Annotated in this window: 20 protein-coding genes and 1 pseudogene; 3 read left to right on the top strand and 18 right to left on the bottom strand. The window is 66.2% G+C overall.

The annotated features are described in order from the left end of the window. Window positions 1-39 precede the first annotated feature (39 nt). A complete protein-coding gene (locus ACYAF3_RS12670; RefSeq protein ID WP_003101861.1) occupies window positions 40-1,365 on the bottom strand; it encodes an MFS transporter in 1,326 nt (441 codons plus the stop codon). Between the two features lie 545 nt (window positions 1,366-1,910). On the opposite strand from ACYAF3_RS12670, the gene quiC reads away from it, so the two are divergent. After that, window positions 1,911-3,815, top strand: a complete 1,905-nt coding sequence (gene quiC, locus ACYAF3_RS12675; RefSeq protein ID WP_031653071.1) for a 3-dehydroshikimate dehydratase QuiC — start codon at window positions 1,911-1,913, stop codon at window positions 3,813-3,815. 92 nt (window positions 3,816-3,907) lie between these two features. Then, window positions 3,908-4,576: a TetR/AcrR family transcriptional regulator gene (locus ACYAF3_RS12680; protein WP_003101858.1), complete on the top strand. Its 669-nt coding sequence runs from the start codon at window positions 3,908-3,910 to the stop codon at window positions 4,574-4,576. Between the two features lie 39 nt (window positions 4,577-4,615). Here the strand turns inward: ACYAF3_RS12680 and ACYAF3_RS12685 are convergent, their stop codons facing one another. The 4 genes from ACYAF3_RS12685 to pobA form a co-directional block, all read right to left on the bottom strand. Continuing rightward, window positions 4,616-5,470, bottom strand: a complete 855-nt coding sequence (locus ACYAF3_RS12685; RefSeq protein ID WP_004346798.1) for a shikimate dehydrogenase — start codon at window positions 5,468-5,470, stop codon at window positions 4,616-4,618. Further along, on the bottom strand, window positions 5,467-5,913 hold the full coding sequence (gene aroQ, locus ACYAF3_RS12690; RefSeq protein ID WP_003106162.1) for a type II 3-dehydroquinate dehydratase: 447 nt from the start codon (window positions 5,911-5,913) through the stop codon (window positions 5,467-5,469). Before aroQ ends, ACYAF3_RS12685 begins: the two co-directional genes overlap by 4 nt. A 116-nt stretch (window positions 5,914-6,029) precedes the next feature. Beyond that, entirely contained in the window at window positions 6,030-7,535 is a 1,506-nt protein-coding gene (locus tag ACYAF3_RS12695) for an MDR family MFS transporter (protein WP_003123834.1), read from the bottom strand. 174 nt (window positions 7,536-7,709) lie between these two features. Then, window positions 7,710-8,894: a 4-hydroxybenzoate 3-monooxygenase gene (gene pobA, locus ACYAF3_RS12700; protein ID WP_003121662.1), complete on the bottom strand. Its 1,185-nt coding sequence runs from the start codon at window positions 8,892-8,894 to the stop codon at window positions 7,710-7,712. 177 nt (window positions 8,895-9,071) lie between these two features. Here pobA and ACYAF3_RS12705 point away from each other — a divergent pair, with 177 nt between their 5' ends. Then, window positions 9,072-9,938 carry a helix-turn-helix domain-containing protein gene (locus ACYAF3_RS12705; protein WP_003123837.1) on the top strand — a complete coding sequence of 289 codons (867 nt, stop codon included), beginning with the start codon at window positions 9,072-9,074 and terminating at the stop codon, window positions 9,936-9,938. On the opposite strand, the gene ACYAF3_RS12710 is transcribed toward ACYAF3_RS12705, so the two are convergent. The 13 genes and pseudogenes from ACYAF3_RS12710 to vgrG2b form a co-directional block, all read right to left on the bottom strand. Continuing rightward, window positions 9,935-10,381, bottom strand: coding sequence for a GNAT family N-acetyltransferase (locus tag ACYAF3_RS12710; RefSeq protein ID WP_016852339.1), 447 nt, complete (start codon window positions 10,379-10,381; stop codon window positions 9,935-9,937). The two genes, ACYAF3_RS12705 and ACYAF3_RS12710, sit on opposite strands and share 4 nt — an antisense overlap. A 77-nt stretch (window positions 10,382-10,458) precedes the next feature. After that, window positions 10,459-10,893 carry a CBS domain-containing protein gene (locus ACYAF3_RS12715; RefSeq protein ID WP_003112686.1) on the bottom strand — a complete coding sequence of 145 codons (435 nt, stop codon included), beginning with the start codon at window positions 10,891-10,893 and terminating at the stop codon, window positions 10,459-10,461. A gap of 153 nt (window positions 10,894-11,046) precedes the next feature. Beyond that, window positions 11,047-11,688: a suppressor of fused domain protein gene (locus ACYAF3_RS12720; RefSeq protein WP_003118118.1), complete on the bottom strand. Its 642-nt coding sequence runs from the start codon at window positions 11,686-11,688 to the stop codon at window positions 11,047-11,049. A gap of 264 nt (window positions 11,689-11,952) precedes the next feature. Beyond that, entirely contained in the window at window positions 11,953-12,240 is a 288-nt protein-coding gene (locus tag ACYAF3_RS12725; protein ID WP_003121664.1) for a hypothetical protein, read from the bottom strand. Window positions 12,241-12,331: 91 nt separating this feature from the next. Continuing rightward, window positions 12,332-12,808 carry a MarR family winged helix-turn-helix transcriptional regulator gene (locus ACYAF3_RS12730; protein ID WP_016561493.1) on the bottom strand — a complete coding sequence of 159 codons (477 nt, stop codon included), beginning with the start codon at window positions 12,806-12,808 and terminating at the stop codon, window positions 12,332-12,334. A gap of 40 nt (window positions 12,809-12,848) precedes the next feature. Next, window positions 12,849-14,339, bottom strand: a complete 1,491-nt coding sequence (gene hudA, locus ACYAF3_RS12735; RefSeq protein WP_033999120.1) for a UbiD family decarboxylase HudA — start codon at window positions 14,337-14,339, stop codon at window positions 12,849-12,851. Window positions 14,340-14,472: 133 nt separating this feature from the next. Beyond that, window positions 14,473-15,159: a YoaK family protein gene (locus ACYAF3_RS12740; protein ID WP_003106170.1), complete on the bottom strand. Its 687-nt coding sequence runs from the start codon at window positions 15,157-15,159 to the stop codon at window positions 14,473-14,475. 163 nt (window positions 15,160-15,322) lie between these two features. Continuing rightward, a complete protein-coding gene (locus tag ACYAF3_RS12745) occupies window positions 15,323-16,255 on the bottom strand; it encodes a hypothetical protein (protein ID WP_031755301.1) in 933 nt (310 codons plus the stop codon). Window positions 16,256-16,517: 262 nt separating this feature from the next. Continuing rightward, a pseudogene (locus ACYAF3_RS12750) lies at window positions 16,518-17,662 on the bottom strand (IS3 family transposase); the annotation flags it as partial. Window positions 17,663-17,703: 41 nt separating this feature from the next. Beyond that, complete coding sequence (tla3, locus tag ACYAF3_RS12755) at window positions 17,704-19,296, bottom strand: type VI lipase adapter protein Tla3 (RefSeq protein ID WP_277600513.1); 1,593 nt, start codon at window positions 19,294-19,296, stop codon at window positions 17,704-17,706. Then, window positions 19,296-21,446: a type VI lipase effector Tle3 gene (tle3, locus tag ACYAF3_RS12760; protein WP_023091465.1), complete on the bottom strand. Its 2,151-nt coding sequence runs from the start codon at window positions 21,444-21,446 to the stop codon at window positions 19,296-19,298. The genes tla3 and tle3 overlap by 1 nt, the downstream gene beginning before the upstream one ends. Continuing rightward, entirely contained in the window at window positions 21,443-21,940 is a 498-nt protein-coding gene (tli3, locus tag ACYAF3_RS12765; RefSeq protein ID WP_023091464.1) for a type VI lipase immunity protein Tli3, read from the bottom strand. Before tli3 ends, tle3 begins: the two co-directional genes overlap by 4 nt. 3 nt (window positions 21,941-21,943) lie before the next feature. Further along, window positions 21,944-25,003, bottom strand: coding sequence for a type VI secretion system spike protein VgrG2b (gene vgrG2b, locus ACYAF3_RS12770; RefSeq protein WP_023104695.1), 3,060 nt, complete (start codon window positions 25,001-25,003; stop codon window positions 21,944-21,946). Window positions 25,004-25,040 lie beyond the last annotated feature (37 nt).

A 25,040-nucleotide genomic window follows, 5' to 3' on the forward strand; every position in this document is an offset into this window, starting at 1 on the left:
TAGGCAGGGAGGTGCCCGGCGAGCGCCGGGCGCTTGGACTCAGGCTTCGATCCGGCGCGGAGCCATGAAGTACAGCCAGGTCAGGGCGATGAAGTACATCGCCGGGATCATGGTGAAGAGCACCGCGTAGTTGTTGTTCGTCGCGGTCAGTACGCCGCCGACGATCTGGGTCATGAACATCCCGCCCAGCGCCGCGCACATGCCGCCGAAGCCGAACACCGTGCTCATCAGGTGCTTGGGCGTGTAGTCCATCACCAGGCTCCAGATGTTCGCCGTCCACGCCTGGTGCGCGCCGACCGCCAGGGCGATGGCCAGCACGGCGATCCACAGGCCGCTGGCGTTGGCGGCGAACACCACGCCGACGATGGTGCAGGCGAACAGCAGCATCGATAGCAGGCGCGCGCGGATCGCCGGCATGCCGCGGCCGATCAGCCAGGACGAAAGGATGCCGCCGCCGACGCTGCCGAAGTCGGCGGTCAACCAGATCAGGATCAGCGGGATGCCCATCTGCGTCACGCTGATGCCCAGGCCGTACTGCTGGTTGAGGAACGGCGGCAGCCAGTAGAGGTAGAACCAGAACACCGGCGCGGTGATCGAGTAGGCCAGGGCGAAGGCCCAGGTGCCGCGGCGGCGGAGAATCTGCGAGAAGGGCACGCGGGTGGCGGGCGGCTCCTCCTGCTGCTGGATGTATTCCAGCTCGCTCTGCTTCACCCGCGGATGCTCCTCGGGGTTGTAGTAGTTGCGCCACCAGAACACCAGCCAGACCAGGCCCAGCGCCGACATGCAGAGGAACGCCGCCTGCCAGCCCCAGACGCCGAGGATCAGCGGCAACAGGGCCGGGGTGACCATCGCGCCGACATTGGTGCCGGCGTTGAAGATGCCGGTGGCCACCGCCCGTTCCCCGGCGGGGAACCACAGGCGGGTGGTCTTCACGCAGGCCGGGTAGTTGGCCGCCTCGGTCAGGCCGAGGATGAAGCGACAGACCATGAAGCCCGCCGCCGAGGTCGCCAGGCCGTGGGCGCCGGTGGCCAGGCTCCAGAGCAACACGGCGAGGAAGAACGCGCGCTTGACCCCGACCTTGTCGATGAAGCGGCCCTGGAGGATGAAGCCGATGGCGTAGCCGACCTGGAACCAGAAGTTGATGTTGGCGTAGTCCATTGCCGTCCAGCTCATCTTCTCGGCAAGGATCGGCTGCATCACGCCGAGGGCGGCGCGATCGATGTAGTTCAGGGTGGTGGCGAAGAACACCAGGGCGAGCATGCCCCAGCGCGTCCGGCCGACGGCGAAGGCGTTGCGGATCCTGCCGCCGCGGGATTCCCGCGGGGCGTCGGCGGCGAGCAGTCGAGAGCTGGAAGAGTGGATCATTGACGGGGCCATCCTTTCGGCGGCCGGTGCCTGGGCGCCCGGCCTGGATTTGTCGTTCTGGGTTGCACGCGGGCGGGCCAGGGGCCGCGCCGGTGTCAGCGGGCCAGGGGCGGTCGGGCCGGACGAGCGGCCAGCGGACGGGATGGAGGGCGGACGGAGAGGTCGGCGATGGACATGAGCGGGTACCCGATTCTTGAAATTGTTATGTCGCGTGGGTTGCGCAGGTGCCCGGAAAGAAGCGCGGAGCGCTTCCGGCAGATCGGGACGGCCTGCACGGGTGGCAGCGATGGTGCGCGATTGGTCGAAAAAGCGTCAATTCGATAATCGTGCTTCCGTTCGATATTCGAACGGAATACTAACCAGTTCGTACATTTTGCGTTGCCCGGCAGTTGGCGCAAACCAATAATCGGCTTGCCGGGCGAGCGGTCTCAGCGACCCGAAGTGGCTTCCCGGCGCATCCCGCGCGGGCTATCCGCGCCTCCGCCGTTCCGCCGCCGGCCCTCGCGCGGCGCCAGGCGCCGTAGGGCGCATTGAGGAGTCGAAGCATGCAGCGTTCGATCGCCACCGTATCCCTGAGCGGCACCCTGCCGGAAAAGCTCGAGGCCATCGCCGCCGCCGGTTTCGACGGGGTGGAAATCTTCGAGAACGACCTGCTTCATTACGACGGCAGCCCGCGCGACGTACGCCGGCTGTGTGCCGACCTGGGCCTGGAGATCCTGCTGTTCCAGCCGTTCCGCGACTTCGAGGGCTGCCGCCGGGAACGCCTGGGGCGAAATCTGGAGCGCGCCGAACGCAAGTTCGACCTGATGCAGGAACTCGGCACCGACCTGGTGCTGGTGTGCAGCAACGTCGCTGCCGATGCCCTCGGCGAACCGGCGCTGCTGGCCGATGACCTCCGGCAGCTGGCCGAGCGCGCCGCCGTCCGCGGCCTGCGCATCGGCTACGAGGCGCTGGCCTGGGGGCGCCAGGTGAACACCTGGGAGCAGGCCTGGGACCTGGTGCGGCGGGCCGACCAGGCGAACCTCGGGCTGATCCTCGACAGCTTCCACACCCTCTCGCTGGACGGCGATCCCCGCGGCATCGCCGATCTTCCGGGGGAAAAGATCTTCTTCGTGCAGATGGCCGACGCGCCCTTGCTGGCAATGGACGTGCTGGAATGGAGCCGGCACTTCCGCTGCTTCCCGGGTCAGGGCGGCTTCGACCTGGCAGGCTTCCTCGCGCCGGTCGTCGCGTCCGGCTATCGCGGTCCGCTGTCGCTGGAGGTCTTCAACGACGGCTTCCGCGCCGCGCCGACCCGCGCCAACGCCGTCGACGGCCTGCGCTCGCTGCTCTACCTCGAGGAGAAGACCCGCGAGCACCTGCAACGCCAGACGCCGCACGTGGCGGTGGACGAGCTGTTCGCGCCGCCGCCGGCGAGCCTCTGCGACGGCATCGAGTTCCTCGAGTTCGCCGTCGACGAGACGCTCAGCGCGCGCCTTGGCCAGTGGTTGCAGCGACTGGGCTTCGCCAGGGCCGGCGAGCACCGTTCGAAGAATGTCAGCCTGTTGCGCCAGGGCGACATCAACCTGGTACTGAACGCCGAGCCCTATTCCTTCGCCCACGGTTTCTTCGAGGCCCACGGACCGTCCTTGTGCGCCACCGCGCTGCGCGTGCGTGACGCCGGCCAGGCGCTGGAGCGCGCTCGTGCGTACGGAGGCCAGCCGTACCGCGGACTGCTCGGCCCCAACGAGCGGGAAATCCCGGCGGTGCGCGCCCTCGACGGCAGCCTGCTGTATCTGGTCGAGCGGCACACCGAGGGCCGCAGCATCTACGACAGCGACTTCGTGACGAACGACGCCGACACCTCCGGCCTCGGCCTGCGGCGCGTCGATCACGTGGCCCTGGCGCTGCCCGCCGAAGGCCTGGACAGCTGGGTGCTGTTCTACAAGAGCCTGTTCGACTTCGGCGCCGATGACGAGGTGGTGCTGCCCGACCCCTATGGCCTGGTCACCAGTCGCGCCGTGCGTAGCCCCTGCGGCAGCGTGCGCCTGCCGCTGAACATTTCCGAGGACCGCAACACCGCCATCGCCCGTTCGCTGTCCAGCTATCGCGGTTCCGGCGTGCACCACATCGCCTTCGATTGCGCCGACATCTTCGCCGCCGTGGCCCAGGCCAAGGAGGCCGGGGTCGCACTGCTGGAAATCCCGCTGAACTATTACGACGACCTCGCCGCGCGCTTCGACTTCGACGACGAGTTCCTCAGCGAACTGGCCTACTACAACGTCCTCTACGACCGCGACGCCCAGGGCGGCGAGCTGTTCCATGTGTTCACCGAGCCGTTCGAGGAGCGCTTCTTCTTCGAGATCCTCCAGCGCCGCCACGGCTACGCCGGCTACGGCGCGGCCAACGTGCCGGTGCGCCTGGCGGCGATGGCGCAAGCGCGGCGGGGTGTGCGCCGGGTCAAGCTGTGAGAATTGTCGGGGCTCCGGCAGGTGCTCTTCCTACAGCCGGGCGGGCCCCGCATAATCGGCCGCAATTCCCGCCGGCCACGAGTGAGTCACCGATGTCCAAGCCTGATCCCGCCGTCGTGGAGGAATCCGCTCCGCGCGGCAAGGGACGCAAGAACAATCCCGAGAAGACCCGCCAGGACATCCTCCGCGCCGCCATCGACGAGTTCGTCGCCCAGGGCCTCTCGGGTGCGCGGGTGGACGCCATCGCCGAGCGCACGCATACCTCGAAGCGGATGATCTATTACTACTTCGGCAGCAAGGAGCAGCTCTACCAGGCCGTGCTGGAGAAGCTCTACAGCGACATCCGCGGTATCGAGGGCACCCTGCGGCTGGGCGCGCTGCCGCCGGCCAAGGCGATGGAGAAGCTGGTGGAGTTCAGCTTCGACTACCACGACCGGCACGTGGATTTCGTGCGCATCATCAGCATCGAGAACATCCACAAGGGCGAGCACATCGCCAGCAGCGAACTGGTGCAGAGCGTCAACAGCTCGATCGTCCAGAGCATCGCCGAGATTCTCCGCCGCGGCGAAGCGGAAGGGGTGTTCCGCGCCGGGCTGGAGGCGCTCGACGTGCACATGCTGATCAGTTCGTTCTGCTTCTACCGGGTGTCCAATCGCTACACCGTGTCGCGGATCTTTCGCACCGACCTGCACGACGCCGAGGTTCGCCAGCGGCACCGGCGGATGATTGGCGAGGCGGTATTGCGCTACATCCGTGCTTGACTCCGGTCCCCTCTCCCCTTGGCGGGAGAGGGGCGCCATTCAGTCGCCCAGGCTGGCGAAGTGCGCCTGCATGCGCGCGGCGTCGGCCGCCACCCCGCTGAACAGTTCGAATGCCTTCACCGCCTGGAACACCGCCATGGTGCCGCCGTCCAGTGTGCGGCAGCCGAGGGCGCGGGCCTGGCGCAGCAGCTCGGTTTCCAGCGGAAAGTAGATCACCTCGGCGACCCACAGGTCGGCGCGCAACAGTTCCGCCGGCACCGGCATGCCGGGTAGCTTGGCCATGCCCACCGGGGTGGTGTTGACCAATCCCTGGGCGTCGCCCAGGGCGCCGGCCAGGTCGCTGCCGGCGAGCGCTCGTGGCGCGCCGAAGTGCTGGTTGAGGTTGTCCGCGAGGGCCTGGGCCCGCGCCGGGTCGACGTCGAACAGGACCAGCCGCTCGACGCCCTCGGCGAGCAGCGCATGGGCCACTGCCGCGCCGGCGCCGCCCGCGCCCATCTGCACCACGCGCTGGCGCGGCGCGCCGGCCAGGCCGCGCCGAAAGCCCTCGGCGAAGCCCAGGCAGTCGGTGTTGTGGCCGATGCGCCGGCCATCGCGCAGCACCACGGTGTTCACCGCGCCGATGCCGCGTGCCTCGGCGGAGAGGTCGTCGAGCAGGGGGATGATCGCCTGCTTGCAGGGGAAGGTGACGTTCAGCCCGGTGAAGCCGAGGTCGCTGGCGGCGGCGAGCAGGAACTCCAGGTCGTCCGCCGACTTGCCCAGCGGGTCGAGATCGATCAGCCGGTACAGATAGCGGATGCCCTGGGCGTCGCCCTCGCGCTCGTGCAGGGCAGGGGTCCGCGACGCCTGGATGCCGGCACCGATCAGGCCGGCGAGAACCGATCGCGGCGCGCTCATGCGGCCGCCTCGAAACGCTCGGCGAAATGTTCCAGGGCCAGGCGGTAGCCGAGGCTGCCGAATCCGCAGATCACCCCCAGCGCCACCGGCGAGACGTAGGAGTGGTGGCGGAACGCTTCGCGCTGGTGGACGTTGGACAGGTGCACTTCGACCACCGGCAGTTCCACCGCGGCCAGGGCGTCGCGCAGCGCCACCGAGGTGTGGGTCCAGGCGGCGGGGTTGATGACGATGCCGGCGACCCGGCCGCGGGCCTGGTGGATCCAGTCGAGCAGTTGGCCTTCCTGGTTGGTCTGGCGGAAGTCTACGGCGAAGCCGCGCGTTTCGGCGAAGGCCGCGCATTCGTCGGCGATTTCGCCCAGGGTCCGCCGGCCGTAGGTCTGCGGCTCGCGGGTGCCGAGCAGATTCAGGTTGGGGCCGTTCAGGACCAATACCGTGCGCGTCATGGCGCAGCCTCCACAGCAATGATGTCATCGATGCCGGGAAAATGTACCGAACGGTTACTTTTGTAAACCGGACGCCGTCGCCAACGGGACGAAAGCGTTCGATTATCGGCGTCCGCTCACTCGCCTGCCGTCGGTTGCGTCGCGCCGCGGCCGCGCAGGGTCATGTCGGGCAGTGCCGAGGCCACCGCCAGGCCGAGCAGCGCCACCGCCGCGTTGACCAGGAAGAGTACCTTGAAGGCATCCGCGAGGACATGCTGGAGGATCACCCGGGCCGGCCCGCTGGCGGCGTCCAGGCTGCTCAGCAGGGCGCTCTCGGAAAAGCCCTGGTCGAGCCCGCCGCCGATCCGCAGGTGCTTGAGCAGGGCCAGCAGGATCGCCGACATCAGCGCCACCCCGACCGCCCCGCCGAGGGAGCGGAACAACGTCGCGTTGCTGGTGGCGACGCCGATGTGGCGTTGCTCCACGGCGTTCTGCGCGGCCACCAGGCTGGTCGGGAACTGGGTACCGATGGCGATCCCGGTGAGCAGCATGCACAGCCCGGACAGCCAGTGGTCGCCGACCGGGACCAGGGCCAGGCCGGCGATGCCGCAGGGCAACAGGACGGCGCCGAGCAGGATCAGCGGCTTGTAGCGTCCCAGGCTGGCGGTCAGCCGCCCGCAGCAGTACGCGCCCAGCGGCAGGCCCATGACCAGCGGCAGCAGATGCAGCGCGGCGCTGTCGGCACCGGCGCCGGTAACGCTCTGGTAGCGCAGCGGTACCAGCACGGTCAGCGAGATGGCCTGGAAGCTGGCGAAGAACGCAACCAGCCAACTGAGGGTGGCGGCGCGGACGGCGAACAGTTGCATCGGCACCAGCGGTTCGCGGAAGCGCCGCTCCTGGGCGACGAACAGCAGCAGGGCGAGCGCCGCCAGGGCGAACAGGCCGAGCAGCGCAGGGTCGCTCCAGGCTGCGCCCTGGCCGATCTGGGTGATGGCCAGGAGCAGCGCGGTGAGGCCCACCACCATCAGCACGATGCCCAGGTAGTCGATCACCGGTTGCCGGCGCGGCACCGGCAGGCCGACCAGGGTTCGCCGCGAGATGGCCAGCGCGAGAAGGCCGATCGGCAGGTTGATCCAGAATACCCAGCGCCACGACAGGTACTCGGTGAGCAGGCCCCCGAGCACCGGGCCGGCGACGCTGGCGATGGCGTACATGCTGCTGAAGTAACCCTGGTAGCGGCCGCGCTCGCGCGGCGGGACGATGTCGCCGATGATCGCCTGGCTCACCGCCATCAGCCCGCCCGCGCCGATCCCCTGCAGCACTCGCGCCAGCACCAGTTGGCCCATGCTCTGCGCGAGCCCGCAAAGCAGCGAGGCGGCGGTGAACACGACGATGGCGAAGAGCATCAGACGGCGGCGGCCGTAGAGGTCGCCGAGCTTGCCGTAGATCGGCATCGATACGGTCATCGCCACCATGTAGGCCGAGATCACCCAGGCCAGCAGGTCGAGGTCGGCGAAGTCGGCCGAGATCGCCGGCAGGGAGACGGCGACGATGGTCTGGTCGAGGGCGCTGAGGAAGATCGACAGCATCAGGCCGGCGAGGACGGTACGGACGGCGGGCGGGTTCTGGGCGAGATCGGACAAGACGGCACCTGGGGCGGACGGAACGCGAAGGCAGCGGGCATCATACTGCGCCTGGGGTAGGACAGGTGCCGGGGAGAATCGATCCGTGGGCCGTCTTTCGTCGATATCCGCCTGCGCCAACGTTGCGTCCCGCCTTGGGAAAGGTGCCCCGGCGTTGCGCCGGGGTGGCGCGGCCTACTCGATTTCCTCGTAGGGCAGGCCGACATAGTTCTCGGCGATGGTCGCCAGGCCCGCCTCGGAGCCCAGGTAGTACTCCAGTTCGGTCTGCTGGATGCGCTGGCTGAACGCGTCGGTGTCGGGGAAGCGATGCAGCACCGAAGTCATCCACCAGGAGAAGCGTTCGGCCTTCCAGATCCGCCGCAGGCAGATTGCCGAGTAGCGTTCCAGCAGTTCGCCGCGCCCTTCGCGGTAGGCCTTCAGCAGCAGCCGGTAGAGCGTGCTGACGTCGCTGGCCGCCAGGTTCAGTCCCTTGGCGCCGGTGGGCGGCACGATGTGCGCGGCGTCGCCGGCGAGGAACAGCCGGCCATGCTGCATCGGCTCGACCACGAAGCTGCGCAGCGGCGCGATGCTCTTCTCCAGCGAAGGTCCGGTCACCAGTTTCTCCGCCACCTCGGACGGGAGTCGCGCCTTCAGTTCCGTCCAGAAGCGCTCGTCGGACCAGTCCTCGACCTTCTCCGACAATGGCACCTGCACGTAGTAGCGGCTGCGGGTGGCCGAACGCTGGCTGCACAGGGCGAAGCCGCGCGGATGGTTGGCGTAGATCAGTTCGTGGCTGACCGGCGGGGTGTCGGCGAGCAGGCCGAGCCAGCCGAACGGATAGACCCGCTCGAAGACCTTCAGCCGCTCCGCCGGGATCGATTGCCGCGAGATGCCGTGGAAGCCATCGCAGCCGGCGATGTAGTCGCAATCCAGGCGCAGCCGTTCGCCGTCGCGTTCGAAGGTCACGTAGGGGCGCTCACCTTGCAGGTCGTGCAGGCGCACCTCGGCGGCCTGGTAGACGGTAGTGGCGCCGCAGGCTTCGCGGGCCTCCATGAGGTCGCGGGTGACCTCGGTCTGGCCGTAGACCATCACCGTCTTGCCGCCGCTCAGGCGCTTCAGGTCGATGCGCCGGCGCTGCCCGGCGAAGGCGATTTCCACGCCTTCGTGGACCAGCCCGTCGCGCGCCATGCGCCGGTCGACGCCGGCCTCGCGCAGCAGGTCGACCATACCCTGTTCCAGCACGCCGGCGCGGATGCGGCCGAGCACATAGTCCGGGGTCTGGCGTTCGAGGATCACGTTGTCGATGCCGGCCTTGTGCAGCAACTGGCCGAGCAGAAGGCCGGACGGACCGGCGCCGATGATGGCGACTTGAGTCTTCATTGCGGATAGCCCTCTCGCTGTTATGGCTGGCCGGCGGCGCATGCGCCGGCGCTGATCTTGTCTGGAGGTGGCTGTATTTTTGTTTGCCATGGAGTGCTATAGAAGGCAAATTGCCGATCTATTTCTGGACTTTTATAAAGTCTGTTCGGCAATCGGCCATTTCGCTCGGAGGGCTCGATGACGGATTCCATCCGCGACGTCCCGGTGTTCAAGCTCTACGGCGCTCCCCTCGAATGGCCGACCCCGGACCTGCTGCACTGCGAGTCGATCCCCGCCCGCAGTCGTCTGCACGACTGGGAGATCAAGCCGCACCGGCACGCCGATCTCGCTCAGTTGCTCTACGTGCGCAAGGGCTGGGCGCAGCTCCAGGTCGAGGGCGAGCCGACTCGCGTCGAGCAGCCTTCCATCCAGTTCGTACCGCCGTTGTGCATCCATGGCTTCCAGTTCTCCGAGCGCATCGACGGCTACGTGCTGACGCTTGCCGCACCGTTGCTGGCGCGCCTGCAGGCGCACCTCGGCGCGCAGCGCCAGGCGCTGGAGGCGCCGGGGTTGTACCCGGTGGGCGCGGACCGGCGCTATATCGACACGCTGTTCGACGCCATAGACGGCGAGTACGCCGGCGCTGCGCCGGCGCGCGAGCTGTTGTTGCAGTCGCTGATCGGCGTGCTGGCGGTGTGGCTGGGGCGGCAGGTGATGGTCCGGCGGGCGGAGGCACGGCCGGGTCGTGGTCAGGAATACCTATCGGCCTTTTCGCAACTGGTCGAGCGGCATTTCCGCGAGCACCTGGGAATCGACGAGTACGCGCGTCGCCTGGGCATCTCCCCGGCACACCTGAACAGCGTGGCGCGCCGCCTCAGCGGGCAGACCGCACTGGGCATCGTGCACCAGCGCCTGCTGCTGGAGGCCAAGCGCGACCTGGTCTACACGGCGATGACGGTGAACGAGATCGCCGACCGCCTCGGCTTCAGCGAGCCGGCCTACTTCACCCGTTTCTTCAAGCGCCTGAGCGGCGTCTCGCCGAGCGCTTTCCGCAAGGGCGACTAGTGTTCGCGGCGCAACTGGACGATCTCCAGCGCGCGTCCCTCGTCATCACGCGGGCGTCGGCCGCTCTCGACGAAGCCGCAGCGCGCGTAGAACCCCAGCGCCTCGCGGTTGGCGGCGTAGACCTCGACTTCCAGCGCGCCCTTCAGGGTTGCCGCGTGCTCCACCAGTTGCCGGCCGATCCCGCGCCCGTGGGCCGCCGGAGCGACGAAAAGGCCGCCGATGAAGGCATCGAGCAGGCCGATGAAGCCCAGCGGCGTATCGCCGTCCAGCGCCAGCCAGGTTTCCGAGGCATCCAGATAATGATCGCGAACCAGTGCCTTCTGCTTCTGCAACTCGGCTTCGCCGAGGAAACCGTGGCCGACGCGCGAGGCCTCCAGCCAGATGGCCAGGGTGGCATCGCGGTCGGCGGGAATGTAGCGGCGGATCTTCGGCGGAGAGGACATGGCGGCGGCTCGCAACGGGAACAGCCGCGGATTATCGCGTGAGCCGGCGGGAAAAGGGCAGGGCCGGCATGTACGCTTCAGTCGCCGCGGATGTACTGTTCCAGTTGCTGGATCAGCTCGGCCTGCTCGGCGATCGCCGCCTTGACCAGGTCGCCGATGGACAGCAGGCCGAGCAACTGGCCGTCTTCCACGACCGGCAGGTGGCGCAGGTGGCGATCGGTCATCAGGTTCATGCAGGTGTCGACGCTCTGCTTCGAGTCCACGCTGACCACCGGCGCGCTCATGATCGCGCTGATCGGCGTACCGATGGACGAACGGCCCTTGAGGACCATCTTGCGCGCATAGTCGCGCTCGCTGACCACCCCTACCACCTCGCCATGGTTCACCACCAGCAGCGCGCCGATGTTCTTTTCCGCCATCAGGCGCAGGGCGTCGAGCACCATCTCGTCCGCTCCGATGGTGTACACCTGCTGGTTCTGCTTGGCGTTCAACAGTTGTGCCACGGTTTTCATACGCGCCCCTCCGGAGCCGTTCTCACGTCCAGCAAGAATCGTAGACGGCGAGCGGATCGGCAAGCGGGGAAAACGGCATCGAACCGATTGAAAACGTCATCATCGCTTTCCCGACGAAGGTAGGGCCCGCGCTATTAGTCTTTCCCTGCGGGGCTAGTGCAGCACCCGTGCGAGCCCTTCCGGCGACTGGCCGGTGACGTAGCAATGGCGGTGCCGGTCGAGGCTGAGCGGGTGGCCGGCGTCGGTCAGCAGCCTGGCGATGCCCTCGAGGTGTTCCTTGACGTTCACCTGGTATTCCTGCTCGGTCAACGGCACGACCCACAGCAGGTCGACCGGATGCGCCGACAGGGCGAAGCCGTCGAACAGGGAGGCATCCTCCTCCAGCGGCGCCGGGAGGAGAAGGAAGTGCCGCAGCAGGCTCTGCTCGTAGAGCGGGAAGCCGAACGCCACCGCATGTCCATGTCCCAGGGCGAGGCGCTCGTGGAATGGCAGGCCGGCGAGCCATTGCAGGTGGCGCAGGTCATCGCCGCCCAGTTCGTCGAGATAGCAGATCAGCTCGGCGGACCAGCGCGCCTTGCCCATGTAGGGCGCGAAATGCATCGGTGCCTGGCTCATCCCGGCGGTGATCACCACATGGTGCGGCCGCCGGGTGCTTTCCAGGCGATAAGCGAAGACCGCCATTTCCGGCGCCGCTACGCAGTGTCTCCAGAAGTCCCGGCAATCCAGGGTCATGGCGGGCGCACAACCGAAATGGGCGTCGTATTTCTCGCGCAGCCGGGCGATGTAGTCGTTCATCTTCGGTCCTCTGGACTTAGCGGGTGGGGCCGGACATGGGGCGCCGGGGGCGCGGCCGGTTCCATGCGAGGGCAGACCAGTGATGGCTGATCCTGGTTGCCGTTGGGTGACCAATGGAATGCGAACGGCGACTGCCGAGAAATCGGCTCGTTCCGAGAGAGGCGAGAGGCTTTCCTTCTTGGTGCGTAGGAAAGCGCTGAGGGCAGTTGAGGGTATCTGTCGGGAACGGAAAAAAGCCCGTCGGGAACGGGCGAAGAGGGAAGCTTACCAGGGCAGCGGGAAGTGGCCTTCCGCGCGCAGGTAGTCAGGATCGGGGGTGAACGGGTCGATCTTCTGCCGCTCGCTGCAACCCTGGCGTTCGCAGTCCCGCAGGCGCTGCAACGGCGAGCGGTCGTCGCGCTGGATGCGGATGCCCGTGGCCGGCGCGCCGTCGGAAAGGCTGTAGCTGCGGCCGCTCTCGCAACCGGGCAGGGTCAGGCAAAGGCAGAGGAGCAGGGTGGTGTGCGGGTGTCGTGGCATTGCGGGTCGAATGGGCTTGCGAAGGCCGCTCATGCTATCAATCGGCCAGCAAATAGGGGGCCGGATGGACAGTCCATGACCGGGATGAGAGTTGCTTCGCAAACCCGGAGATGCCCTCGAAAGGCTATTGCGTCACGCGGGAAAGCCCGTCGAAGGCCCGCAGCAACTTGCCCAGGACGAGGGTCAGCGCCTCTTCTTCCGGGCCGGCGCCGAGACCCGCCAGCAGCCTTTCGTCGAGCCCTGCGACCTGTGCCAGGGCCTGCTCGAACACCGCCTGTGCCGCGGGGCTGCGGCGCACCAGCACGGCGCGCCCGTCGTCCGGATCCGGCAGGCGGCTGACCCAGCCGCGCCGCACCAGCCGTTCGATGGTCCGGCCCAGCGCGGTGCGGTCGGTCTGTGAGTGCTCGATGAGCACGCTCATCGGCACGTCACCGTCGAAGGCGTGGATGATCCGCAACGCACGCCATTCATGCAGCCCCAGTTCGAGAGGGGCAAGCAGGGCGGTGAGTTGCCGTTCGCGCTGGCGGACGATCTCCGTCATCAGGTACAGCGGGCCTTGGGGCAGCCCCAGTGCGTTCGTCTCGGTCATTGGCCTGGTCACCTTCCTCGATCCTCTTTCGCCAGGGCGGGGATTGTAGCGCTCAGGCGTCGCCGAATCCGTAGTCGCTCCAGCGTTCTTCGACTCGCCTGCGCAGCGCCGTCGGATAGGCGTGGCGGAACGACGCCGTAGCGGCACGCATTTGCCCGGCGAACTGTTCCGGGTACAGGCAGTTGATCACCAGCCGACCGCCGCTGCCTCGTGCCTTGTCCTCGGCATCGAGGTAGGGAACCATCGGGAAGTCACGGATCTGCGGGAAGGCGAAATGGTCGTGCAGCGGATGCGCGCGGGTCGCCAGCGCCCATACCACCTGGTCGATCTCGGTGACGTCGATGTCGTTGCCGACCAGGATCAGCTTCGGCACCAGGTGCCCGGCATGCGAGCCGAAGACGGTCTCGGCGACCCGTGCGGCGAAGGCCGCGGCGTCGGTGCCCAGGGCCGCCAGGCGCTGCACGTCGATCGACAGCACGGCCCAGCAGGTCGCCGCCTCGTAGGAGCACCAGACCATGTCCACCGGCAGTCCGGCGTTCTGCGCCACGTCCAGCAGTTGCGCGGAAATCATGGTGCCCCAGATGGTGTGGTTTTCCTCCGGTGGCGTGCCGGCGACGCAGATCGGCAGGATCGGCTGGTCGCGGAAGCTCAGCGCATGGACGTGGAACAGCGGCTGCGGCTTGCCGGTGGGGAAGGAATAGCCGTGGTATTCGCCCATCGGGCCTTCCAGCGCGGTTTCGTCGAGGCTGATCTCGCCCTCCAGGACGATCTCGGCATTGGCCGGAACCCACAGGCCGTTGGTCTGCGTGCGCACCACCTCCACCGGCTCGCCGACCAGGGCGCCTAGGTAGCCGGCTTCGCTGACCCCCTCCGGCAACGGCATGCCGGCCGCCGCGAGTGCCGCCGGCGGTGCGCCGAGGGCCATCGCCCAGGGCGTCGGCTTGCCCAGGCGGCGCCATTGCTCGCGGATGATGCCGATGTGCTGGGTGGCAATGGTCGGGCCCGCCAGGGTGTTGCGGTCCACCAGCATCAGCCGGCCCACCGACCAGCTGTCCCAACTGCCGTCCGGCGTCTGTACCACGTGGAAACCGTAGGTGCCGAAATAGCGGCCGCCGTCCTGCTCATGGAGCAAGGGGACCGGGAAGCGGGTCAGGTCCACCTGCTCGCCGAGCCAGACGTTTTCCTGCACCGGCCCGCGCTCCAGCCGGCGCGGCGCGATCGGTTCCGCGCGCATCGCGGCGCGCAGCATGGCCACGATGTCCCGCGGCCCGCTGTGTTCCGGCAGGCCGAAATGCAGCGCCAGGCGCGAATGGGCGCGGGCCCTGTCGGCGCGCAGGCCGGCCGGCGCGCCCAGTACCCGCGCGCCGGGCAGGCTGTCGCGGATGTTGTGGAACAGCGGGGCGGGTGCGCGGCGTTCGTAGACCCGGCGGGTGATGGCGCCGATCTCCAGGTTGGCGTCGACCTCGGTGTGCACGTCCACCAGGTCACCCTGGCGACGCAGGTGGTCGACGAAGTGGCGGAAATCCAGGGCGCTGCGGTTCATCGGCTCGCCATTCCATATAAGTGCGTGTGCACGCATCCTATTGAATGGTTCCAGGCGAGGTCAAGAAGTGCTGCGCTCCGTTCCGGGGATTCGTCGGGCCGTCGTGGCACGCGGCAAACCCCGCAGTGGCCGCTCAACGCACCATATAGTCCATCTGCCATGGCCGCGGAATCACCAGTGCCAGCAACGCGAGAAGAGCCGCCAGCGCTGCGCTCGCCGCCATCGCCGCGAGGCCCAGTTGCTGTTCCAGCAGGGCGCCGAGCACCGCGCCGACGCACATACCGCTCCAAGGCACCAGTTGCACCCGCCAGCCGTTGCGCCGCTCGCCCAGCAGCCAGCGGCCGAGGCCGCGGCCGAAGCGGGAGAGGGCGCCGGTGACGTAGGTCAGGCCGATGGGCAGGCCGTTGACCTGCTCGACCACGGCGTTGAGCATGCCCATGGCGAGGATCGCGGCGACCAGCGCCGGCACGTTCCAGTCGAATGGCCAGACCGCCGACAACGCCAGCAGCATCGCGCAGCAGACCAGGATCGGCGCCGCCCGGCGCCCGCTGAAGCGCGCCAGTATCACTCCCAGCGCGTTGCCGACGACGAAACTGGCCAGGGCGACGCTCAGCCGCACCAGCCCGCCGAAGTCGCCCTCGCCCAGCGATACCGCCAGGCGCGTGGTGTTGCCGCTCATGAAGGAAACGAAGTCGCCGGTGGCGAGGAAACCGATGGCGTCGGTCATGCCTGCCAGTACCGACAGCCCGGCCACCAGGCCGAGCCCGACACGCCCGCGCGTCCGCCGCAAACGAAGGCGCCGCGCGCTGCTACCCACCATGCTGTCTGGAAGCATCCGGAGAAACCACCCGCAGGAAGAGAAGGTCCGCCCCAGTGCGGACTCCCGATCTTAAGGCTCTCCCCAGGGAAAAGGCCAGGGGCGAGGCGGAGCGTCTGGGGCCGAAGATCCTGGTCAATCGGCAATGACAGTGCGGGGCGGGGCCTCAGATATCGAATACCGGTACCTGGTTTCCACCCAGTACCTCGATCTTGTCGGTCCGGTAGACCACCATCGCCTTGCTGCAGGTCACCGTGGAACGACCCTCTTTGCTGGCATTGAGATACACCGTGCCCTTGCCGGCGTAGACCGCTCTCGCGTTGGCGGCGATGCGCAGCTCGAGGGCCGCCGCTTCTCCGTCCTCGTCCCCGGCGAAGTCGCACCCGTAGAGGGCGATGGCCAGTTCCTTGCCGAACAGTTCGAGAAGGGTCGCACCAAAGGCCTGGGGCTCGACGAACTGCTTGCCCTGGACACGCCGGGCCATGACGTCCGCGGTGCTCTCGCCGTGGGGGTTGCCCAGCCAGAGTTGGCCAGCCGTGCCGTGGGTGGCGATGAGGATCGTATCGATGAAGTACTGTTCGCCGCTCTCCGCGGCAACCTTGCCTAGATCCCGAACCAACTGGGCGTAGTTGGTATCTGCCTTGATCGCGAAGGCCGGCTTGTAGAGCTTGTTCCGCGCATAGGCGACGACCGCCTCCGCGAAGGCGCTGCCGGAGTCGCCTCTCCGGATCTCCTGCTGGAAGTCGTGGTAGATGACCAGGACCGCCCCTTTCCTGACCGGGCCGCTGAGCCCTCCCTTGACGATGTCGAGGGCGAAACGGAAATTGGCGCTGAGCACCTGGGACGCATGGGTAGGAAAGGTATCCGTATCGGTCAGCAGTTCTACTTCGGTACCGACCAGCACCTCCTTTCGTTCGTCGCCCTCCGCCCAGGGCGTGTCGTCCACATCCGTTCCGTAGATCCTTGCGTCCAGGTCGATCTCGACGAGCGTACTCACTGTGAAGGGCACCAGAAGCTCTTCCGGGCCGAGTCGATTCTTGACCACGGCGCCCTTGCCTTGCTTGGCGATTTTCGTGACTACGCCATGCCATGAGCGCATCCTGTTGCTCCTGTGGGAGTCCTGGTAGGAACGGCATCCGAGCATGCAGAACTATAGACGTGAAACGGCCAGCCCCGAGGAACTATCCGCCGATCGACCCTTCATCTGGCCCCGGCCTTGAGTGCCATTCCCGGCCGGACAGGATCGGTTGCTCTGGTCTCGCGGCGAGGGACAGGCGCTGCTCGGCGGAGCGGGTGGCGGTGAGGCAGGTCTTGTCTAGTCCTGAAATAGGTTTACACCTGCTCAGGTAGGCCGATAGGCCTCAAAACGCCCGATGCACCGCATCGGGCGTTTTGTTTTTCAGGGCCATGTGAGGCCGCTCTGTGTTGTAGATCTGCACGGCTTCAGCAACCATCTTCCTTGCCTGCTCCAGATTTTCAGGGCTACTCAGCAGCAGCTCTGTTTTGAGGATCCCGTAGATGCGCTCAGCTAGCGCGTTCTGGTAGCAGTCATATCCGTCAGTCATCGAGCACTGGACGCCATGCCGTGCATGCAGTGACTGATACAGCGCCGAGAAATATTGAATACCGCGATCCGAGTGGTGGACCAGTGACTGGCGACGCTGCCGTTTGCGTAAGGCCTGCCTAAAGGCTTGTGCAACTGACTTGGCATGCAGGCTTTCATGCACATGGTGGCCAACAATTTTTCTGGAATACGCATCCGTTACCAGGCTTAGGTACAGCGGGCCGCTACTGGCTGGCAGGTAAGTAATGTCCGCCGCCCAAACGTGCTCCGGTCCTGACGGGACAACCTGGTTCGGGCCTGACTTGGGTAGGTTCGGATGGCGGTAGAAGCGGTGAAAGCTTTGTGTTGTCTTGTGATACGCCCGCTTGGGCAACACCAGCAAACGGCGCTTTCCCAGGACCTGAAATAGTCGGTCTCGGCCAATTTGGAGCCGCCTATCAGGCTGGCAATGCAGCAGATAGTGCAGCTTTCGTGTGCCTAGTCGTGGCTGACGTATCCGGATTTGTTGAACAAATTCGACAACCCGATCTGCCTGGCGTGCTTTGCTATCAGCAACTCGATTGCGCTTGTAGTAAGCCTGTCGGCTCATGCCAAGAAACTGACAAGCCCTGGCAATGCTCAGTCCTGCGACTTGACCTTGCGAGAGGACTTGCCGGATCGCTTTTTTACGACCGATACACCGTAATCATTTTTCAGGACATCGACGACGGTCTCGAAGAACTGAGCCTTCTGGCTCATCAACTCAAGCTGCTGCTCAAGCTCTTTGATCCGCTGCTCTGGAGTGAGCGTTTTGGGGTCAGACATCGCGCAACTCCTCTCGGCCCGAATCGACGCCCTTTGGCTCCAATCCTGCCGACCATGCTTGCGCAACCATACCAGAACCGTCGACCGGCCCTGGATGCCATACCGCACCTGGGCCTGCTTGTAGGTCACCGGTCCTTGTCATCTGACGAAAACTCCATCTGGCGCGGGACACCATCGACCTACAAATCGTCCTGCCAGTCGGTGCTGGGTTTGAGGCTGCTCAGGAACTCTTCCAGGGCATAGTCTTCGCCGGGCGGCAACCGGGTCGTGAGCCGACTGGCGGGCGCCACCGGGTCGGCCGATGGCGGCGGACCGTCGCCGCTGGCGGTCTGCGGCAGCAGGTCGACGCCGAACGGGTCGTGAGCGGGCTTCTTCCCAGGCGTCGGCGAGCTGATGCCGATCAGGGTCGCCTGGTCCTTGCGCCGCAACGGCATCACCATGCTGCTGTCGCCGTTGAGGTAGCTGGCCATGGTCGCCAGGGCGATGCCAACGAAGGGCGAGGCCGCGCCGGTGTCGCCCAGGCGCTGGGTCAGGTCGTAGCTTTCCCGCGAGTCCAGCAAGTCCAGCGAACTCTGCGCGGCGCCCAGCGCCGGGGTGAGTTCGGCCAGCGGCGTGGCGTTCAAACCGCCGTCGTAGAACAGCCGGGCGGGCGCCGGCCTGAGCCCGGCACTGGCCGTCTTCCAGGCAGCGGCCAGTTGTGCGGTGAGAGCTTCGCGCTTGAGCCGTTCGCCGGTATCCGGGCGGGTCAGCGGCACACTCACCGGCCGATGCAGCCTGGCCAGCACCGGCAACGCATCCCACTGCTCCAGAGCCCGCTCGGTCCAGGGCTGGGGAATGAACGGCGTGGGGCGGAACTCCACCGGCGGCTTGCGCCAGCCCCAGCCACGGAACTCGGGGTCGATCCGGTTTTCGTTGACCTTGGTGTAGGGGGCGAACTGGCGTAGCCAGTCGACCCGCTCGGGGCGGCCGACGATCAGGGCGACCATTGCATCCGTAAGCGTTCCAGGTATCCGAGGGCCTGACACAGCGCCTAGTGACTTGAATGTTACATCTCTACTGGAAAGCGCCCCCGCCATACTGATGCCTTCATTCGCATACACCAACACTGCTGGCAAGTCAGGGTTGCGTTCGAATAAACTGAACAACGCCTCCAGTACTCCTTCAGGCGTATCGTTACAGATAATGCCATCCTGCAAATTGGCAATCCGATGCCAATGCAGTCCAGCCGGAACACGGAGATCATTGACTTTTACTGACAGGCTTTCCCGCGTCTCCTCCGGAGTGAAGCGTAGGTTAGGAGTGCTCGGATCCCAACCACGCACCACCGTCACCGTCGGTATCGGCCATTTCTCCAGGAAGTTTTTCAGCCCTAGTTCCAAGGCGTCCGCTTGGCGCTTTTCATACGCCATATCCTTGTCATCCGCAGACGTCGGATACTTCTTCGGGTCCATCGGCAGGATGCTGCCGACATGCAACGCCTCGGCCTGTGCGGCATTCTGCTCCTGCAAGGCCTTCCACACTTGCCCCTGGCGAAACACATCCAGGCTCATGCCTATGCTGAGCACGTCCAGGGTTTCCAGGCGCGGCGAAGTTGTCGGTGGGTGATAAGCATCAGCGGACATGGTGGCCTCCTTGGCCGGGGCGTAGGCGGTAACGGACGTGGCCGGACTGGCAAAGCAGCGCATCGAGGATAGCGGCGACTCGGCCGCCTGCCCCACAGGGCAGTTCAAAAGGACGCCAACGAGAGAGAAAGCTGAGAGCATCAAGCGCATTAGATTGTCCCCCCAAAGCGCACCGCCTGCTCGTGGTAACGATCTAGGATGGTTTGTGTCCCGACTAGGGAAGGCAGTCTATTTCCTACTACCACAGGGAACTCGCCACTCTTGCGGTAAGCTACGGTGGCGTCTATTAACTGGCTGTTTTTAGATTCTTCCGCACGGTACAAAGCACGCACCTCTTCATCCGGCAGATCAACAGACGCATCACCTTGACTAAATATTCCTTTGTCCGAAGCCTTCCAATCCAACCGCCAATCCGCCACCCGACACAGATACTGATAGAAAACCACATCATCCACGCTGTCCCCGGCCCCGATGGCCAGGTCATAGGCCAGTACCCGCCGGTTATGCTCCGGGTTGTTGGGTATGGCCGAGTGGAACGACAAGGGCTCCAGATGGCCCTCCGCCGTCTGCAGGCGCAGCCGGGCCTCGTAGGGAGTTTCCGCGCGGGTGACCAGAACCATGCCGGTGCCCAGTTCACGAGCGGAAAACACATGGGTCTGCTGGGCCAATTCCTTGCCTTCGTTCAACGCCCTCTCCACGCTGCGCGCGTCGCGTCCGTAGCGGTACGCCAGCGCGGCGTCCACCTGTTGCGCGACGGCGTGCCCGCTGTCCTTTTCCTTCCAGCCGCCGTTGCTTACGCCGATGGCGGCGTCGATCGGATCGAGGGTATCGCGCACCTGATAGACGCCGCTGGCGGAGTTCTCTCCCGGCGCCGTGACGGCTCCGTCGAAATCGAATCGCGCTTCCGTCGGCAACGGCAGACGCGGCGCGGTCAGCAGCACGCTGTCGCCCTGGTCGAAGTTCGCCCGGCCGAATCTGTCCTTGCCGCCCAGCCCGGTGTCTTCCCAGGTCTTCTCGCCGGCCAGCAGAAGAGGATAGACATGGGGAGGGGCGTGCCCGCCGATCTTTTCCTTCTCGCCATTGCGCTTGCGTACGGTGAAGATGCGCTGGTGAAAACCCTGCGGCAGCCCGGTCCTTCCCGGGAGCCCCTTGACCTGCTCAGCAATGCCGCGCCAGCCGATACCCTGGACGTTGGCAAGTCCCACCGTCTGGTCCTGGGGCGTGAAATACAGGTAGACACTGCCGCGATTGTCGCGCTCATCGAAGCTGAGCCGTTCCCCGTCGATGGTCGTCTGGCAGCCCTGGCCACCCACCCAGCCGGGGCCGCCTATCGCGCCGTAGCCTTGGCAGTTGCGCAACGCGACGCTGCTCAGCGCGGGGACCGGATGGCGTCGGCCGCAGATGAACTCGAGGATACCTTTGAGCGTGGCCAGCCGCGCCTCTCTGGTCTGCTGGCTGCTCCAGCCCTGGAGCTTCTCGTTGAGGGGTTCGAACAGGCCGTAGGGTGAGTTGAGCATGATCACCCCGTCCGCCGGCGCCACGCCGTCATCCTTGAGGAAGGCATGTGCCAGCAGGGTCAACAGGGTGCCCTGGCTGTGCCCGACGACATTGATGGTGTCGTCGGGGTAACGCTTGCGGATGATCTTGATCAACATGGCCAGGCGCATGGCCGCAAGGACCATGTACTTGCGCCCTGCCGCCGAAAACAGCGGATGGGTCATGGTGCCGCCGAACCAGTCCAGCGAGATGAAACCGAACAGCTTGCCGTTGAAACCCTGGCCCCACATGTCCGGCAGGTTGGTGGTGGCATTGACGAACTGCCCGCCTTCCTTGGTGCCGGACTTGTCCAGCCGGTTGCCGTTGCGGTCCAGCCATTCGCCGTGGGCCGCGGTCTTGTTGATGTATTGCTCTTCCTCGCGGAAGCCCCAGTAGAAAGGTACGACTACGCTGCGTACGGCGGCCCCGCCGGCGCCACTGGCGAACTTGCGCCGGTAGTAGACGACGTCGGGGTTCTCTGCCTTGCCTTCGTCGTCCGCCGGCAGGCTGTAGCCCGCCGGCGTCAGGTAGCCGGGATTGGCCTGCCCGCCGGGCAAGGTCGGCGGCATGTCCAGGCGTTCGTTGAGCCCCTGGCAGAGCCCTCGCTCGATCCGTTCGTAGCAACCCGCGAGATCGTTGACGCCATGCACCACGATGGTCACGCAAGGCTTGGGCGGAGGCGGCACCAGCTGCACGTCGCCGCCCTTGGGCAAGGTGATGGACTGGGCAGAGACGATCGTCCTCGACCGAACCCTATCGTTCATGGCTTCTCTCCTTGCCGCTCCTCGGCGTTGCGTCGTGCCAGGCAGGTCGCTTCGTCGAGCAGCATCCAGTTGCCAGGTTCGCCGACCAGGCAGAATTCGACGGCAATGCTGGAAACCGTTTGCCGGTGCCGACGGCTACGCTCGTTGAAATGAATGAATGCGTTGTAGCTCCCATCTGGCTGCAAGCGCTCCGGCCGGCGCAGGAGCACGCTGGAGCCGGGATAGTCGCCGAAGACCTCGATCTCCCCGGCACGCCACCCGGGCGGGAGCTCGATCCGCCACAGCGTTTCCTGGCAATGGCTGCCGACCCGCCGACATACCGAAACACGGGTGATCTCGACGTCGTTGGTTTCCGCCAGCAAGGGGCGTAGATCCAGTGTCACGCGCCCGGAGCCGGCGTGCACCGGGATCTGCGGTGGCAGTTTGGAAACGGCCAGGGCCTGGGCGCTTCCCAGGCCGAACAGGCAGGCAATGAGCAAGGTCTTGCATTTCATTGGTCAGTATCCCGTTGGGAAGTTTTTCAGTACGCCAGCGAACCTGCTGTTCGCAGAGGCTTCCCCGAACTCGTTCTTCTCGAGGAAATAATCTCGAACGATGTCTCCCTGCTGTTCGATGTTGTAGTCCTTCAACGTCTTTCCCGGCTCCAACCGGTAGGCGTACTGGTCGCCTAGGAGAAACTGCCTGGCTTGCTGGTAGGCCCCCACCAGAAGGACGTTGACGCCATGCTGGTGCTGCCAGACATGGGTCATTTCGTGAATGAACAGACCCTGGCGCTGCAGGCTCTCCAGGCTCCAGTCCGCCACGCCGCGCAACTCCTCGCCGAAGTAGATGTGGCCGTTCGGCGCCATCACGTAGTCCTTGCCCTGCCAGGGGACATAGTCCTCGTCGCGCAGGCGGACCGTGGAATAGTCGATGGAATCGCCGAATACGCCTTTCGCCAGGCTGATTTCCCCTTCGCTGAGAGCACGTCCGGCCTCGGCGTCGGGGCCACTCAGGAGCTTGCCGACTGCAACCGCCGCGCCAACCGCCGCTGCTATCCCGGCAACTGCGGAGGCGGGCGATTTCGTGTGTTTCATATCGACCTTGGCGATGTTCATCGCATCCTTCTGCAGCAGCTGGGTAGCGCCTTCGGCGTCGGTGACGCCCTCGATGACCTCGCCGTTGGCCATGGTGATGGTATAGGGCACGTTGGGCATGGCCGTCTGCCCGTCCAGTTGCTTGAGGACGAACCGCCGCTGCGTCTCGCCCACCTCGAACTGCGGCAGCTCGGCTTCCAGGCTGGCCGCGCCGACATGACTGTGCTTCGCCGCCTTGACCACGAAGTTGCCGGGCATGCCCAGCTCGATGTTGCCGCCCTTGAGGGTCAGGTAGGCGCCGCCGCACATCAGGGTGATGTGCTCCTTCGCGGTGACCAGCACGTGCTGCTGGCTGGCGCTGACCTCCACGCTCTGCTCGGCCTCCAGGCGGATGTCGTTCTTCTGCGCCTGCAGCAGCATCGGCCCCTGGTGGGTGATCTGGCGCAGCTCGCCGCCCTGGGCGAACAGGCCGATGTCGCTGCCGGCGTTGATCACCACCTTCTGCCCGGCGGTCACCTGCTGGTTCTGCCGGGCCACGCTGTCGACGTGCTCGCCGGCGGCCAGGGTCAGGCTCGCCGGCGTCGCCGCGGCGATCCCTGCCGGACCGCTCAAGGCGATCGCCGGCTTGCCTCCGTTGCTCTTGCCGGACTCGTCGTTGGCACCGTGGCCGAGGTCGCGCACGGCTTCCTGGAGGGTTTGCTGCGGCGCCGCGTCGTGCCCCACGCCCTGGTGTTCCCCGGCGTAGTCGCCCAGCTCGCGGGCCAGCTCCAGCGCCGCCTCCAGCACCTGCACCACGACGCCTCGGTCGAGATGGCCGGCGCCGGCCCTGAGCTGCTCCTCGGTGCTCAGCAGCAGCCCCTTGGCCGCACGCACCGCGCCATGTTCGTCGGTGCGCAGTTCGAAGCCCTCGCCGCGCGGCTTGCCGCCTTCGGGCCGGGGATGGGTCAGGTAGCCCAGGTGCAGCGCGCTGGCACCGTGGTCGCTCATCAGCGCCGCACTGATCTGCGCCGTGGTGTCGTCGATGCGCAGCTCGTTGGCCCGACTGCCCTTGTACTCCTTGCTCTTGATGGTGCTGAGGATCTTGTGGTCGGGCAGCGCGTAGGGCGGTCGGTTGGTCGCCCGGTAGGTGCGCCCGGTGACGATCGGCTGGTCGCAGTCGCCGTCCAGGTAATCGACGATCACCTCCTGGCCAATCCGCGGGATCGCCATGTGCCCCCAGTCGGCACCTGCCCAGTTCTGCGCGACCCGTATCCAGCAGGTACTGAATTCATCGTGACGTCCCTCGCGATCCCAGGGGAACTGGACTTTCACCCGTCCCCACTCGTCGCAATGGATCTCTTCCCCTGCCGGGCCGACTACCGTCGCGATCTGCGGACCATCGATACGCGGCCGAGGCAGCGGTGCGGGACGCCATTCGACGTCCTCGGGTACCAGTTCGGCGCGCAGGTCGTAGCTCACCCCCAGAGGGGCGTCGGCGGATTCTTCCTCCTGGCCGGCATACTGGGTGCCGCGATGGACCACCCGCACCGGCCGCCACCAGGCGTTGAAGTCGGCACGCGGATGACCTTCCAGGGCAAAGGCGTGGCCCGGGATCAGCCGCGGGTCGTCGCCGCTGACCGATGCCACCCGCGCATCGCGCCGGTGCCCTCTGAGGCGGCTTTCGCTGAAAGGCCGGCCCGCGCCGCTCCGCTTGTAGCGACCGGGGTAGTCGTAGCGCTCGTAGGACGAGTCCTGATGCTCGAGCGCCTCGCCAGCGAGATGATGCTCCTGGTCGTAGGTCGGGCGCTTGAAGCTGTAGTCCCGCTGGGTCTGTCGAGCCGTACGAACATTTTCGCTGTAGCGGAAAGAATGAAGCACCGGCTGCGGGTTGTCGCCCTCCGGCTGGGCGCTGAACAGCACCGGGCCGCCGGCGATACGCTCCTGGACGTAGAGCCGGTCGCTGCAGACCAGGGTGTGGCGGTGTTCGTCGAAGCGGAAGTAGTAGACCAGGCCTTCCTCGAAGGCCAGCCGGTCGTGCAGGTAGTGATCGCTGTCGCCGGCCTGCACGCAGTATTCGCGCGGCAGGTGCTCATGGTAGATGCGCTGTTCGTAGTCGAGCACCCGGTGCTCCTTGAGCAGCGCCTGGAGAATCTCCGGAACACTCTTCTCCTGGAAGATTCGCCAGTTGCAGCACAGCTCCAGGCGCGCCAACTGCGGTTCCAGCAGCAGTTCGTAGCGGGTCCGGCGAAAACCCGAGCTGCCCTGGGTGAAGTGGCTGACGATGCCATGGACGTAGCGGGCCGGACGGCCGTCCTGCCAGAGGGTGAAGGTGCCCGGCTGGTCGAGTACCTGCCTGAAATCGATGGCGTTCTTGTCGCTGGCCAGCTTCAGGTTCAGGCGGAAAGGCTCGCAGAGCGCTTCTTCCAGTTCGAACTCGACGACATCGAACGCGAGTTTCCCTTCGCCGACGACGAAGGTGAATTTCAGGTCCCTTTGACGCATGGATCGTTCCTTGTTCCTGGCGGGCGGTTCCTCCCCC

This window comes from Pseudomonas sp. TZ252, assembly GCF_056110345.1.

Bases quoted from the DNA above. Each gene is read 5' to 3' on its own strand.
- ACYAF3_RS12680 (WP_003101858.1), top strand. From the start codon at position 3,908: ATGTCCAAGCCTGATCCCGCCGTCGTGGAGGAATCCGCTCCGCGCGGC.
- ACYAF3_RS12685 (WP_004346798.1), bottom strand. From the start codon at position 5,470: ATGAGCGCGCCGCGATCGGTTCTCGCCGGCCTGATCGGTGCCGGCATC.
- ACYAF3_RS12740 (WP_003106170.1), bottom strand. From the start codon at position 15,159: ATGGTGGGTAGCAGCGCGCGGCGCCTTCGTTTGCGGCGGACGCGCGGG.
- ACYAF3_RS12715 (WP_003112686.1), bottom strand. From the start codon at position 10,893: ATGAAAACCGTGGCACAACTGTTGAACGCCAAGCAGAACCAGCAGGTG.
- aroQ (WP_003106162.1), bottom strand. From the start codon at position 5,913: ATGACGCGCACGGTATTGGTCCTGAACGGCCCCAACCTGAATCTGCTC.
- ACYAF3_RS12725 (WP_003121664.1), bottom strand. From the start codon at position 12,240: ATGAGCGGCCTTCGCAAGCCCATTCGACCCGCAATGCCACGACACCCG.
- ACYAF3_RS12745 (WP_031755301.1), bottom strand. From the start codon at position 16,255: ATGCGCTCATGGCATGGCGTAGTCACGAAAATCGCCAAGCAAGGCAAG.
- tle3 (WP_023091465.1), bottom strand. From the start codon at position 21,446: ATGAACGATAGGGTTCGGTCGAGGACGATCGTCTCTGCCCAGTCCATC.
- quiC (WP_031653071.1), top strand. From the start codon at position 1,911: ATGCAGCGTTCGATCGCCACCGTATCCCTGAGCGGCACCCTGCCGGAA.
- tla3 (WP_277600513.1), bottom strand. From the start codon at position 19,296: ATGCGCTTGATGCTCTCAGCTTTCTCTCTCGTTGGCGTCCTTTTGAAC.
- ACYAF3_RS12710 (WP_016852339.1), bottom strand. From the start codon at position 10,381: ATGTCCTCTCCGCCGAAGATCCGCCGCTACATTCCCGCCGACCGCGAT.
- hudA (WP_033999120.1), bottom strand. From the start codon at position 14,339: ATGAACCGCAGCGCCCTGGATTTCCGCCACTTCGTCGACCACCTGCGT.
- ACYAF3_RS12670 (WP_003101861.1), bottom strand. From the start codon at position 1,365: ATGATCCACTCTTCCAGCTCTCGACTGCTCGCCGCCGACGCCCCGCGG.
- ACYAF3_RS12705 (WP_003123837.1), top strand. From the start codon at position 9,072: ATGACGGATTCCATCCGCGACGTCCCGGTGTTCAAGCTCTACGGCGCT.
- vgrG2b (WP_023104695.1), bottom strand. From the start codon at position 25,003: ATGCGTCAAAGGGACCTGAAATTCACCTTCGTCGTCGGCGAAGGGAAA.
- pobA (WP_003121662.1), bottom strand. From the start codon at position 8,894: ATGAAGACTCAAGTCGCCATCATCGGCGCCGGTCCGTCCGGCCTTCTG.
- tli3 (WP_023091464.1), bottom strand. From the start codon at position 21,940: ATGAAATGCAAGACCTTGCTCATTGCCTGCCTGTTCGGCCTGGGAAGC.
- ACYAF3_RS12720 (WP_003118118.1), bottom strand. From the start codon at position 11,688: ATGAACGACTACATCGCCCGGCTGCGCGAGAAATACGACGCCCATTTC.